This window comes from Acinetobacter sp. ANC 4204 (genome assembly GCF_002135205.1).
Lineage (GTDB): Bacteria > Pseudomonadota > Gammaproteobacteria > Pseudomonadales > Moraxellaceae > Acinetobacter.
The window spans coordinates 353999-366647 of the sequence record NZ_NEFZ01000002.1; the positions used below are offsets into that span (position 1 = coordinate 353999).

The following is a 12649-nucleotide window of genomic DNA, read 5'->3' on the forward strand; positions in this document are numbered from 1 at the left end:
GGCTTTACGCCATTCAATTATATCTTTTAATGATCAATAAAAAGCCTATTTCTAAAGAAATTTAGGCATAGGCAATCGTAAAAACAACAATAGAGCAATTACTCCATAAAAAATAATAACATCAATTATTTAGATCATATTCAATTTTAATAAAAAGACAAATGTGTATTAAAAATAACCATTATCTACATATTTTTGATTACAAAATATAATGAGTGGATTGCTTCCCATTTCATACATTTTTCATATATAAAAAGACATACTATTTTTAAGGTTTTTCTAAACCAATTTTTTTACTTCATAATTTTTAACATCATAATTAAAGGTGAACCATGCAAAATAAGAAGCGCACCCCATTAGACGCGCAACAGTCCCATCTTTGGATTATTGGTGGTGGTATCGCAGGTATGGCTGCTGCTGCATTTGCAATCCGTGATGCCAAAGTCCCTGCCAAAAATATCCATATTTTAGAAGAACTCGATATTTCAGGTGGCTCGATGGACGGTGGACATACCCCGCATGCCGCACAAGCTTGGGTGACACGTGGCGGACGGATGCTCACTGATGAAACGTATCTATGCCTGTGGGATTTATTTTCCAGTATTCCATCTTTGGAAAATCCAGACATTTCGGTACGTGAAGAGTGTCGTGAGTTTAATGAAAAAGTGAAAACCCATGCCAATGCGCGTTTAATTGATGCCGAACATGTCATTGCAGATGCTGCAAAACTTGGGCTGAATACGCTACATCGTGCACAAATGCTACGCTTATTGGCTTCAAAAGAAGAAAAAATTGGCAGCCGCCGCATAGATGAGTTTTTTGATGAGGCCTTTTTTGAAACCAATTTCTGGCGCATGTGGCGCACAACTTTCGCTTTTCAAAAATGGCACAGCGCAGCAGAATTAAGACGCTATTTCTTACGTTTTATTCAAGAACTACCGCGTATTCATACTTTAGCAGGTGTGAAACGCACCAAGTACAACCAATATGATTCAATGATTCTGCCCTTACAGCGTTGGCTAGTCGCACAAGGTGTCGATGTGCGTTTTGGACACTATGTTACAGATGCGGACTTCATTACCAATGCTGAAACTCAAGAGCGCCATGCCTCGCGCCTATATGTACAATTGCCTGAAGGCACAGAGCAAATTAATCTAAAAGCCAATGATTTAGCCATTTTCACTTTAGGCTCTATTACCGCAGACTCGCGTTATGGTGGTAATCATGACGTACCTGCCCTCATTCGTAATCGAGAAGATCATGGCTGGACGCTTTGGGAAACGCTGGCACAAAAAGCCCCAGACTTTGGCCGTCCCATGACTTTTTATGGCAATGTTGATGAACATAAATGGGAGTCATTTACTCTGACCATGAAAGATGATGTTCTACTTAAACGTATTATTGACTATACAGGCAATGAACCGGGCACAGGCGCATTGATGACTTGGTACGAGTCGGGTTGGCATTTATCCATCGTGGTTCCTGCACAGCCACACTTTGCCGACTTACCTGAAGGTTTATATACCTTATGGGGCTACGGTTTCCAAATTGACCATATAGGCGATTACATCAAAAAACCAATGTCCGAAGCCACGGGGCAAGAAATTCTAACAGAGCTGATTAAACAACTCGGTTTTGAGGACATTTTAGATCATGTTTTGGCAACGACTGATGTTACTACCGCCATGATGCCATATGCCTCTGCCCTGTTTGCCTGCCGTAAACCGGGGGATCGTCCACAAGTGATTCCGCAAGGCTCACAAAACTTTGCTTTCCTTGGACAGTTTGTGGAAATTGAAGATGACGTGGTCTTTACTGTGGAATATTCAGTTCGTGGAGCGATGCTTGCCATTTATGAATTCTTTGGGGTGGAACGTGAAATCCCTGAAATTTACAATGGTCTACTTGATCCAAAAGTGGGTTTAAAAGCTTTAGAAACAGTGTTCCACTAAGTTTTTAATATATAGCGATAAGAGCACGCTTCTGTGCTCTTATCACTTTTAAGCAAAATGTCACTTCTTCGAATTACAAAACTCATTTGAAGCTTTGATCGCACAGATGCAGTATAAGATTCATCTAAAATTTTAAAAATAAAACTATGAAACTCGCCGAAGCACTTTTATTGCGTAGTGATTTACAAACCAAGCTCGCCTCTTTACAGCAACGGATCAACAATAATGTTTTGATCCAAGAAGGCGATGAACTGAGTGAAGACCCCAATGCGCTGATGGGTGAGGCCTTTAGTGTAAATACAGAGTTACATCATCTGATTGAAAAAATTCATGCGACCAATGCTCAAGCTAAAACCAGCACAGGCCAATCCATGCTCAGTGTTTTAAACACACGTGATTTGCTCACTCAACAGCATCGTATTATCCAACAGGCCATCGACAGTTCACGACGTGAAAATGGTCGTTATAGTTCCAGTGAAATTCGCTGGGTTAAAACCATTACGGTTGCAGACTTGCAAAAACAAGCCGATGCAATTAGCCAACAACTCAGGCAAAATAACTTAGAGATTCAAGCTTCAAATTGGCAAATCGAACTGATCTAACCAATTTGAGCCACAACAGTTTGGGCATATTGGGCGAGTACAAGGCCTTTTATACGTTTGTAAGGCTTTAATTCAACAAACGTTTGCAGGAAGTAAGACGTCTACTTCATATTTTCACAAATCTGACGTAGCACAATGCATCTTTTATACTGCACATCGCACCTTGCACCACCATGTACTGACAATATGCCTCCCTATTTTACATCTTCGTAGGCATCAGCCTGTCTAGGCGTTTTCTGATTAAAAGCCATTTCTTGTGATGGAAGTTTATAGTCACGATCATGCACAGGAACACCGCCAATAATCATGGTACGAGCCTCAGTTCTAGGCTGATTCAAATCCTTTTTTGCATCACATGCAGTTAGCTGAGTGAGCAATAAAACCAATACTAGGGTAGATAAGGTTTTCATCATATCCCCTCATTTATCATTATTGTGCTTTCAGCATAGCACTTTTATTTTTCCAATCCTATCGACTTTGTTACAACTCTTATCTATCTACATGATGGTTCTGTGCGTATTTTTTATTTCAAGAAAAATCAATCATTCGTTTATAAAACAATAATATAAATGATTTAAGTTAACCAAAATTCGATTTAAATATTTATCCGACGTATTGAAAAAACTATCTTGGCGGAGTCTTATCTTGTTTTATTCAATTTCTTCATCAGCCTGCGGCTCGCCCTACTTTTGTTTCGACAAAAGTAGGCAAAACCATTGTCATCTGCAAAACCTGTTCATTCCTTGGATTTATTCAAATATAGCGAATAAAACATTATCTTATTTACACCATGCAGGTTGCAGATGACGTTTCCGAGTCGCCTATTTCTTATCGAAATTAGATTAAATTAGAAAAAGACAAACGGATTTACAAAATCTTACAGGATTAAATATTTACAACGGACACTTTTGTCCGTTAAATAATAGCACTCCCAAATCAAATGAAATAATCACCATGACCAGTCGTCAACAGCGTGCTGCACAAAACCGTGAGGAATTGCTGGAAGCTGCGGTTCAGGTTTTTCGTACACACGGAATCAATGCCCCCTTACAAATGATCATTGATACAGCCAATGTCGGGCGGGCGACGTTTTATCGTAATTTTGATGACCGCCGTGCCTTGGTGATTGCACTCATGGAACAAGCTTTGGAACGTCTCGCTGTTCGTGCGGCAGCGTTTTCTCAGTATGAAGATGGTTTTATCCGTTTAATTGAAAACCATGTCTATAACTTACCGTATTTAACTGCACTGATGGAATATTGGCGGGTGATTGAGCGTGATGATCCCGTCATGGTCGATATCTACGCGCGCCGCAATGCGATTTTACAACCTTTGATTGATCAAGCCATTCGGCACGGCGTATGTCGCCCCGATTTGACCACCCAAGATTACGCCATGATTACAGCTATTTTAAGGACTTCCTTTCAAGGGTTGACCGATATAGAGCAGCAACAACTTGCACAACGTGCAATTGAACTCTTACTCAACGGTATTCGGGCATAAAGGTCACCACTCATGACACAGCCACCGCGTTTACTTGAACCTGCGCCAAACTGGACACCCGAAGAAAAGCCAACCCTGCCCGGCTCTCCTGCCGTGATCGCACACTCCACGCCTAAGCGCTTCATATATTTTTTTATTGGCTTATTTGTTGCACTGTCTGCGAGTCTCAGTAACGGTTTCATTACCGCAAATTTGCCCTTAATTCAGGGTGAATATGGACTAACACCCTCTGAGGTGGCGTGGATTCCTGCGGCTTATGTCATGGCGAACGTCAGTGCGAACCTGATTCTGTTTAAAGCCCGCCAACAATACGGTCTGCGTCTATTTTCTGAAATAGGCCTGCTGATTTTTATTGTAGTTTTAGTTTTACACGTCTTTGTACATACCTTTGAAATGGCTGTACTGGTGCGTTTTATTAGTGGCATGGTTGCAGCACCGCTCAGCTCTTTAGGCATGTATTACATTATGCAGGCTTTTAAGCGAGAAAATTTTGGTCGAAGTATCTATTTGGCTTTAGGCTTCCAACAGCTTGGTATTCCCTTAGCATGGATCATTTCTCCGTACCTTATTGATGTCAATAACTGGAATGTCCTATATACCTTTGAAATTGGTTTAGCCCTGTGCTGTTTTGCAATGGTGGTGTCGCTTAAATTACCCCGCAGTTTAAGAATTGCTGTTTTTGAAAAGCAGGACTTTTTCACCTTTGCCTTGCTTGCGCCCGGTTTTGCCTTTTTGTGTATTGTACTGACCCAAGGGCCAATCTTGTGGTGGTTTGAAGTGAAATGGTTGGCATACCTTTTAATTGCAGGGTTCAGTCTGATTGTGATTGGTTTGGTCTATGAGCATTATCGGGTCAATCCACTGATTATGACGCGTTGGCTGGGGACATCATCTACGCTTCGTTTTATCATCGGTGCCTTTGCAATTCGCTTCTTAATGTCGGAGCAAAGTTATGCTGCCGTGAGTTTTCTTAAAACGATGGGTATGGGCCCCGATCAATTTGTCCCGCTCTATGTGGTGATCTTTTTAGGCATTGTGTCTGGAACCTTATTTAGTGCCATCACTTTTTCACGTGAACGGATTATTTGGCACCTACTGTTAGCAGAAGCTTTGGTATTAATTGCTTGCGGGCTAGATTTTCACCTCACCAGCGATATTCGCCCTTCCAACTTCTATGGCAGTCAGTTTTTGGTAGGCTTTGCCAGTGGTGTATTTATTGGTCCACTCTTAATCACGGGTATCTTAAGTGCCATGCAAAAAGGCCCTACCCATATTGTCACGTTCATTGTTTTATTTTCAGCGACTCAAACATTTGGTGGCTTAGTCGGTTCATCCTTTTACTCCACCTATCAACAAGTCCGAACCCAGAACTATCGTACTGAAATGATTCAACAACTCCCCGAAACCAATCCGTTGATTGCACAGCGTCTTTTAGCGTATCAACAAAGTTCGCATAGTTACACGCTCGATCAGCAGTTAGAGCAACAACAAGCCTTAAAAAATTTAAATCAAGTGGTTACTCGAGAAGCTCAAGTACGTGCCTATAACGACGTGATTAGCTTCAATGGCATCGTGGCCATGCTGCTGTTGCTGTGGGGGACATTCCTGATTGTACGGAATCAATATCAACTACGGCAACAGGCGAAAATCGGTCCTGCCTAATGCCACTGCTCCCTATTTATTGAGAAATTGTTATGTCTGAAGATCAAAAACCAGTAGCACCCGCTGAAACAACTGCAACGACTGAAAATACAGCTCAGCCTGAACAGCCCGTGACAGCAACAACACCGATGACGCCCATTACGCCACCGTCGAGTAAATTGATTCCAACAGCAAAACGTACGCTGATTTTGATGTTTTTAGTACTCATCATCGGGATCGGGATCATTTTATGGGCATGGAAAATTGGGCCATTTGACAGTGCCGTTGAGTCCACTGACAACAGCTACGTCAAAGGTAAAACCACAGTACTTTCTTCGCAAATTAACGGTTATGTCAAAGATGTGTTGGTCAGTGATTTTGATCACGTCAAAAAAGGACAGGTGTTGATGCATATTGATGCCACCACCTATGACCAAAAAATCACACAGGCTGAAGCAGGCGTTGATCAAGCCCAAAATAACCTTTCCAATCAAAGCCAAAATATTGCTCAACGTAAAGCCGATATTGTTGCGGCAGAAGCCAAGGTCGAACAAGCGCGAGCAGCATACCAACTGTCATTGACACAACAGCATCGCTTTCAACAGTTAGGCGACTCTGGCGCAGCGTCTAAATCAGAACAAGACAAAGCCTTTGCCGATACCCAAAATAATTTAGCCTTACTGCAACAAGCACAGGCCAATGTCCTAGTGGCGAAAGAAGCCCTCAAAACTGCACAAGTCGCTGAAACTGGGCTCAAAGCACAAGTGACCAATGCCGCTGCACAACTAGATCAAGCCAAAACCACCAAAAATTACAGCAGTATTATCGCCCCGATGGATGGACAACTGGGTGAAGTCAATCCACGTGTGGGACAATATGTAGCCGCAGGCACACAGTTGCTCTATCTGATTCCGCAGCAAACTTGGGTTACTGCAAACTTTAAAGAAACTCAAATTGCCAATATGAAAATTGGGCAAAAAGCATGGTTTACGGTGGATGCACTCAATCATCAGAAATTTACAGGTCATGTCGAGCAAATTTCCCCAGCGGCGGGTTCAGAGTTCAGTGTGCTTAAAGCCGATAATGCTACCGGCAACTTTACTAAAGTGGTGCAACGCATTGCGGTACGGATTGCAATTGATCCGAATCAAACAGGCATTGAAAATTTACGCCCTGGCATGTCCGTGATTAGTTCGGTCGATACCCGATCTGCACAGCATTAATCCTGTGCAGAAACCAAGACTTTTCACTTACACTATGCACTCAACCTGATTGATAAAAGTCCTATGTTTGAACAGATTGCGCAGTCCATTCCCTATCAGCACATCAGTGTTGGCGGAATCAATATCAGCATCAAACGTTTAGACCTGGTCCATCCATACATTTCAGGCAATAAATTTTTTAAACTGAAATACAACCTGTTAGTGGCACAGCAACAAGGCTATAAAAAACTGCTGACTTTTGGTGGTGCCTATTCCAATCATATTGCCGCGACAGCCTATGCAGCGCAGTTATTGGGTTTTGAGAGTCTGGGCATTATTCGAGGTGAAGAGCTAGCTAGTAAAGCTTTGAATGCAACTTTAAGTACAGCACAGCAATTCGGCATGCAATTGCAATTTGTGACGCGAGAAGCCTATCGGCAAAAGCAAAGTTCAGCCTACTTAGCACAGTTACAACAAGATTATCCTGATTATTATGTGATTCCTGAAGGGGGCACCAATCCCCTTGCCATTCAAGGCTGTACAGAAATTCTCTCTGATGCGGATCGACAAAATTTCGATCTGATTTGCTGTGCCGTGGGTACAGGTGGCACCATTGCAGGTCTGATTGAAGCCAGTCATTCGCAGCAGCAAGTTTTGGGCTTCTCTGCACTCAAAGGTGATTTTTTGAGTACCGAAGTCGAGCAACTCACCCCAAAACGGAATTGGCAAATTACCGATCAATATTGCTGTGGCGGTTATGCCAAAACCACGCCTGAACTACTGCAATTTATTCAAGACTTTGAACAGCAATATGGCATTCCACTGGAACAAATTTACACAGGCAAAATGCTGTTGGGTTTAACCGATTTAATTCAACAAGGTGCATTTCCACGAGACCATCGTATTTTGGTGATTCATTCAGGTGGACTGCAAGGTCGTTCAACTGCACTTTAGATAGTCCTGAAAAAGCAAAAAAGATGGTCTATAATGCCCTGCTTTATTCTCCCGTGAGTGTGTCATGTCCGCAAATCAATATGATGTCTTAGTTTTAGGTGCAGGTGCATCTGGCTTAATGACAGCCTATATGGCAGCTCAACGTGGACGTAAAGTGGTGGTGGTAGAAAAAGCCAATAAAGTCGGTAAAAAAATTCTCATGTCGGGTGGTGGTAAATGTAACTTTACCAACCTCTATGTCGAACCCAGCAACTTTATTTCGCATAATCCACACTTTGTGATTTCAGCCCTCACTCGCTATACCAATTGGGACTTTATTGGCCTAGTTTGTGAATACGGGATTGAATATGAAGAACGTAAACACGGTCAGTTGTTCACCCTAAAAGGTGCCAAAGAAATTTTAGCCATGCTGTTGAGCGAGTGTGAAAAGACAGGTTTGGTCGAGATTAAAACCAACTGTGAAGTGAAAGCTATCACCGCACTCGCTGAACAAGGTTTTCAAATTGCCACGACGCTGGGGTATTTTGAAACCGAATCTGTAGTCATTGCATCGGGTGGTTTATCTATACCGACCTTAGGGGGTTCAGGGATTGGCTATGAAATTGCAAAGCAATTTGGTCACCATGTTTATCCAACTCGCGCAGGTTTAGTACCTTTCACCTTTTCAGATAGTTTTAAAGAAGTGACCACACGCTTAAGTGGCAACGCAGTCGATGCCACTTTATCAAATGACTTAAACGCTTTCACCGAAGCGCTTTTATTTACCCATCGTGGGCTCAGTGGACCAAGCTCGCTACAGCTATCGAATTATTGGGATGTAGGGCAAAGTTTTAAAATTGACTTCCTACCAAGTGCGGATGTGCACGACTACTTAAAAGCCAAGAAACACAGTCAACCCAAAGCCCTGCTTCGTACTTTAATGGGTGAACATTTCCCGAAAAGTGTAGTGGTTGAACTACAAAATCTGATTTGGCCTGAATTGGCTGAAACAGCGATTGGCCAACTGTCGGATGAAAAACTGGAGCACATTGCAACGCGCTTACATGCGTTTGAAGTCAAACCATCAGGAACCGAAGGCTACCGTACCGCTGAGGTGACTTTAGGCGGTGTAGATACCACGGAAGTTTCATCGAAAACCATGGAAAGTAAAAAGCAAAAAGGCCTGTACTTTGTTGGCGAAATATTGGATGTGACAGGACATTTGGGCGGTTTTAACTTCCAATGGGCATGGTCATCTGCACATGCCGCATCAGAATATGTCTAAGCCATCTGCTTAAACGATAAATTATTCTAAATAATCAGTGCGTAGTAGGATGCACTGATTTTGTTTCTGCTGACGAGCAAGCGCTAAGTCCATTTTCGCAATGGCAATTTGCACATGGCTAAGTTCAGTCACGGTACGGCGCAACATCAATGTCTTTTTTAATATTTTCATCATTGGTTTTTCCTTGTGTATGTACAATTTATCAAAATAAATTGTGAAATATTCATCAATTCATATTTCAAAGTATAGGCATCTAAGTATTTCTAATTTATGAAATATCCATATTTCACATGCATTAAACATACCAAATTAAATGCCATTCAACACTATATACTTTTGTATTATTTTTCATCATCCTTTTCAGTCACTACTCGCTCAGAAGATTGCGCAGGAAGCATCTCTGACGCTGTGGATTGCTTAGCTTCTGCTTTCGGCTTCGCAAAGACAAACTTATAAGCACTCACGAAAAATCCAACGGTAATGCCTGCAATAATAATGGGCGCAAAATATTTATTTGGGGCTTTTTTTGACATCGGTTTACTCCAATAAAAAAAACACCAACCACTATCAGCGGTTGGTGTTTAGTGTAATTGACTTAGTCTGGATCTTTGGGGTGAACATCAATATCTTGCTCAGCTTCACCCGTTGAGCCAAAAGGCTTATTTAAAGGTTTATGCGCAGGATCAACTTCTGCGGTGGTCGGAATATCATCAACATGTTGATATTCTTCTGCAACTGTTGGTGCATCCATTTGCTCTTTCAGTGAAGCATGCCCTTCTTTGCCTTGTGCGGACTGCGTGCTATCAGCTTTGGCCTGATACAGTGGATTCGGTTGCGTACCTTCTTTTTTGGCTTTATCTAACAAGTCGGTCAAAACCCGTTCCGCAGGTTGACGTCCACCCAGACCAAAAGCCAGTGCAAAAGCAATGGCAACTGCGCCAAGCGTTAAACCAAAGGCTAAGTTTACGATCGAATCTGCGATACCCATGGCACGCAAGCCCATTGCCAACACCAAGCCAATGATCAAGACACGAACAATGTTCGCTACCCAACGAGAGCTATTGTATTCACCACGTTCAATCACCTGTGCAACCAAGTTCGCCAGCCAGAAGCCCACGCCCAGAATGACTGCACCCAACAGGATGTTTGCACCAAACTGGATAAACATCGCAATCAAACCACTGATCTGCTCAAAGCCGAGTCGATTTGCTGCTTCAGAAACTGCAAATAACATGGTAAAGAACACGATGAAGTAACCCACAACGCAAGATGCTTTGGTGTTCCCTAAGAAACGTTGTAAGCCAACTTTGCTTGGAATGTCATCTACACCTGTTCCCGACAAGACTTCAACCACAAGGTTTGCGACAAAACGCGACACTACATAGGCCAAAATTAAAATCAATGCCGCCGCAATAATATGCGGAATTGCATTCATGATTTCATACAACATGGCGGTTGCAGGTTGAGAAATGGCATCAATCCCTAAAGCTTCAAAGGCGATAATCAGAGCCGTGATAATGACGATTGCAAAAACAAAAGATCCGAGCACTTTAGCCAAATCTGAGTTTTTAAACAGTCCTAATTTTTCAACCTGTTTTTGTACATCTAGGCTTCTCAATAAACCCTCAATAATGCCACGTACAATTTTTGCTAGAATATAACCCGCAAAAATAATCACACCCGCAATAAAGATATTCGGCAGATACAATACGGCTTCATTGACCATATTTTGGATAGGGAAAAGCAGCCCTGTGAGACCGAGTATCGACAGTACAATAGGCAAAAACAGCAAGAGAATTAACCAATAAACAATTTCACTGATGTTTTGACTGAGCGTGCTCACACCGACATCTTGACTGAGCTTTTCATCTAACTGGGTGCGATCCAATCCTTTTTGTAAACCCACTTTGACCAGATTGGCCACAATCCAGCCAATAAAACCGACCGCAATAGCAGCCAGCAACTGAGGGATAAACAATAGGAATTGCTGAACCATATTGCTAAATGGCCCACTCACACTGGTGAGATTAAGCACATTGAGTGCACCAATCACCGCAATAATCAAAATCAGCCAAAACACAACACGGGAAACAATATTTTCAATATTTGAACGATGCCCTGTGGCACTCGATAGTTTTTGATTGGTGCCCAGTTTGGTTAAGACTTTTTTCACAGCACCTGCAATGAGCAAGGCAATAATCCAACCAATGATCAGAATTGCGATTGCAGACAGAATAGGATGAAACTGATCCCAATAATACATCGCATCAAATCGACCTTGATGCCCTACATAATCATTCATCTTGTTCTCCCTCTTGTTATGTCTAGATCTTCGCCAAGTACACCATCAACATTCAATTGAGTTCTCTAGAGTAGTCTTAGCCAATGTATCAATGAGAAGTGGATTTTATTTTTTGTAATGATTCTTAAAGAAAACCCCTGTTGATGCACAAGGGTTTTCACCACCTTTAACGGTCTGTTGCTGTTGCGGTATTGCTATCTGTTGCTACCGCTTCATCACTCGTGGTCGTTGTGGCAGTATTATTTGAGCTTGCAACTGCTGTCGTTGCATTAGGATGTCCTGGTGGTGCATCAGCCTTATTCGGCTGACGATCTGCAAACATATAAAGTAATAATGCAATGAAAAAGATGCCAACCAACGCCAGCATATACACTGGCACGCGTTTTTTCTTTTGCCGCTCCTCTGGCGTTTGAACATGGGGCGGTTTACTGAAATCATGTGTCATAGCTCCCCCGCATTTCTATTATCAAGTTGTCGAATTTTTATACTAACAAGTGCTTGTGTAGCATTGTGTTTCAAAGCATAGTGAGATAGTAAACAAACAAATCTCAAACTATTAAATATTTGTTTTATAAGCATTTAAAAACTATAGACGTATAACTTTTTAAGCTTTCAAAACCAAGGAAATGGCATTTCTATAAAGCATGGGCAAAAAGAGTCTGTCTAAAGGTCTTCTTGAGCTCAATTTGCGCTATAATCACGCACCTTGTTTTAGCTGTTTTGGACTTTATGGCATATCGTCAACAAAGTGTAACGCTTGATTTAGACACTGATGTTACGCACCAATGTCATGTGCATTTCACTCGCGATCAACACCTCATTGGTATAATTGAATTTTCTAAGCCAAGTTACATTCTCAAATGGGGCGATTTAGAGTTTTTCCGTCGTCGCACTGAAGAATTTTCTGTGATGCCGTTTCCTGAATGTATCAATGCCATGATCATTGATATTCGAAATGTGCAAGCCTTTTTAGACAATGAAACACCGATTATTCCTTGGCGTTTACTCGAAGAAGAATGTCCAATACGTCTTGTTGTACCTCAAGATCGCTTAGATCATTATATCGGGTTATTTGAGCCAACATGGTTGACGACCGATATTGAAACAGCCATTTCTGAAATCCGTGAATATATGGATATGTTTGTTCACTAAAATTCTAACTTCAAACTTTAGCTCAGTGCGATTACTCAACTTAAAATCATCCCATGTAATCGCCTTAGTGACTTGTA

The 12649-nt window shown here is 41.9% G+C and carries 13 protein-coding genes; 8 read left to right on the top strand and 5 right to left on the bottom strand.

Annotation, left to right across the window (positions count from 1 at the left end; all coding sequences use genetic code 11):
* Positions 1-332: 332 nt before the first annotated feature.
* Positions 333-1952 carry an oleate hydratase gene (locus tag B9T36_RS05555; protein WP_086208532.1) on the top strand — a complete coding sequence of 540 codons (1620 nt, stop codon included), beginning with the start codon at positions 333-335 and terminating at the stop codon, positions 1950-1952.
* Between the two features lie 146 nt (positions 1953-2098).
* Complete coding sequence (locus B9T36_RS05560) at positions 2099-2554, top strand: DIP1984 family protein (RefSeq protein ID WP_086208533.1); 456 nt, start codon at positions 2099-2101, stop codon at positions 2552-2554.
* 194 nt (positions 2555-2748) lie between these two features.
* Here B9T36_RS05560 and B9T36_RS05565 read toward each other — a convergent pair whose 3' ends face one another.
* A complete protein-coding gene (locus tag B9T36_RS05565; RefSeq protein WP_086208888.1) occupies positions 2749-2964 on the bottom strand; it encodes an NF038215 family lipoprotein in 216 nt (71 codons plus the stop codon).
* 544 nt (positions 2965-3508) lie between these two features.
* Between B9T36_RS05565 and B9T36_RS05570 the strand changes: the two genes are divergently transcribed.
* From B9T36_RS05570 to B9T36_RS05590, 5 genes are all read left to right on the top strand, one after another.
* Positions 3509-4057: a TetR/AcrR family transcriptional regulator gene (locus tag B9T36_RS05570; protein ID WP_086208534.1), complete on the top strand. Its 549-nt coding sequence runs from the start codon at positions 3509-3511 to the stop codon at positions 4055-4057.
* Between the two features lie 12 nt (positions 4058-4069).
* The gene (locus tag B9T36_RS05575) at positions 4070-5719 is read left to right on the top strand and encodes an MFS transporter (protein ID WP_086208535.1); all 1650 of its coding nucleotides are present in this window, start codon (positions 4070-4072) and stop codon (positions 5717-5719) included.
* 128 nt (positions 5720-5847) lie between these two features.
* Positions 5848-6921 (top strand): HlyD family secretion protein, encoded by a 1074-nt coding sequence (locus B9T36_RS05580; RefSeq protein WP_228146983.1) that lies wholly within the window; start codon positions 5848-5850, stop codon positions 6919-6921.
* Between the two features lie 63 nt (positions 6922-6984).
* Positions 6985-7854, top strand: a complete 870-nt coding sequence (locus B9T36_RS05585) for a 1-aminocyclopropane-1-carboxylate deaminase/D-cysteine desulfhydrase (RefSeq protein WP_086208537.1) — start codon at positions 6985-6987, stop codon at positions 7852-7854.
* A gap of 64 nt (positions 7855-7918) precedes the next feature.
* Positions 7919-9118, top strand: coding sequence for an NAD(P)/FAD-dependent oxidoreductase (locus B9T36_RS05590; RefSeq protein WP_086208538.1), 1200 nt, complete (start codon positions 7919-7921; stop codon positions 9116-9118).
* Positions 9119-9139: 21 nt separating this feature from the next.
* Here the strand turns inward: B9T36_RS05590 and B9T36_RS19025 are convergent, their stop codons facing one another.
* The 4 genes from B9T36_RS19025 to B9T36_RS05605 form a co-directional block, all read right to left on the bottom strand.
* Complete coding sequence (locus B9T36_RS19025) at positions 9140-9292, bottom strand: hypothetical protein (protein ID WP_171264415.1); 153 nt, start codon at positions 9290-9292, stop codon at positions 9140-9142.
* Between the two features lie 167 nt (positions 9293-9459).
* Complete coding sequence (locus B9T36_RS05595; protein WP_086208539.1) at positions 9460-9651, bottom strand: hypothetical protein; 192 nt, start codon at positions 9649-9651, stop codon at positions 9460-9462.
* Positions 9652-9713: 62 nt separating this feature from the next.
* On the bottom strand, positions 9714-11420 hold the full coding sequence (locus B9T36_RS05600) for a mechanosensitive ion channel (RefSeq protein ID WP_086208540.1): 1707 nt from the start codon (positions 11418-11420) through the stop codon (positions 9714-9716).
* A 166-nt stretch (positions 11421-11586) separates the two neighbouring features.
* Entirely contained in the window at positions 11587-11865 is a 279-nt protein-coding gene (locus tag B9T36_RS05605) for a hypothetical protein (RefSeq protein WP_086208541.1), read from the bottom strand.
* Between the two features lie 284 nt (positions 11866-12149).
* On the opposite strand from B9T36_RS05605, the gene B9T36_RS05610 reads away from it, so the two are divergent.
* Positions 12150-12572: a hypothetical protein gene (locus B9T36_RS05610; RefSeq protein WP_086208542.1), complete on the top strand. Its 423-nt coding sequence runs from the start codon at positions 12150-12152 to the stop codon at positions 12570-12572.
* Positions 12573-12649: the final 77 nt, after the last annotated feature.

Bases quoted from the DNA above. Each gene is read 5' to 3' on its own strand.
- B9T36_RS05610 (WP_086208542.1), top strand. From the start codon at position 12,150: ATGGCATATCGTCAACAAAGTGTAACGCTTGATTTAGACACTGATGTT.
- B9T36_RS05590 (WP_086208538.1), top strand. From the start codon at position 7,919: ATGTCCGCAAATCAATATGATGTCTTAGTTTTAGGTGCAGGTGCATCT.
- B9T36_RS05555 (WP_086208532.1), top strand. From the start codon at position 333: ATGCAAAATAAGAAGCGCACCCCATTAGACGCGCAACAGTCCCATCTT.
- B9T36_RS05585 (WP_086208537.1), top strand. From the start codon at position 6,985: ATGTTTGAACAGATTGCGCAGTCCATTCCCTATCAGCACATCAGTGTT.
- B9T36_RS05560 (WP_086208533.1), top strand. From the start codon at position 2,099: ATGAAACTCGCCGAAGCACTTTTATTGCGTAGTGATTTACAAACCAAG.
- B9T36_RS05595 (WP_086208539.1), bottom strand. From the start codon at position 9,651: ATGTCAAAAAAAGCCCCAAATAAATATTTTGCGCCCATTATTATTGCA.
- B9T36_RS19025 (WP_171264415.1), bottom strand. From the start codon at position 9,292: ATGATGAAAATATTAAAAAAGACATTGATGTTGCGCCGTACCGTGACT.
- B9T36_RS05580 (WP_228146983.1), top strand. From the start codon at position 5,848: ATGACGCCCATTACGCCACCGTCGAGTAAATTGATTCCAACAGCAAAA.
- B9T36_RS05575 (WP_086208535.1), top strand. From the start codon at position 4,070: ATGACACAGCCACCGCGTTTACTTGAACCTGCGCCAAACTGGACACCC.
- B9T36_RS05570 (WP_086208534.1), top strand. From the start codon at position 3,509: ATGACCAGTCGTCAACAGCGTGCTGCACAAAACCGTGAGGAATTGCTG.
- B9T36_RS05565 (WP_086208888.1), bottom strand. From the start codon at position 2,964: ATGAAAACCTTATCTACCCTAGTATTGGTTTTATTGCTCACTCAGCTA.
- B9T36_RS05605 (WP_086208541.1), bottom strand. From the start codon at position 11,865: ATGACACATGATTTCAGTAAACCGCCCCATGTTCAAACGCCAGAGGAG.
- B9T36_RS05600 (WP_086208540.1), bottom strand. From the start codon at position 11,420: ATGAATGATTATGTAGGGCATCAAGGTCGATTTGATGCGATGTATTAT.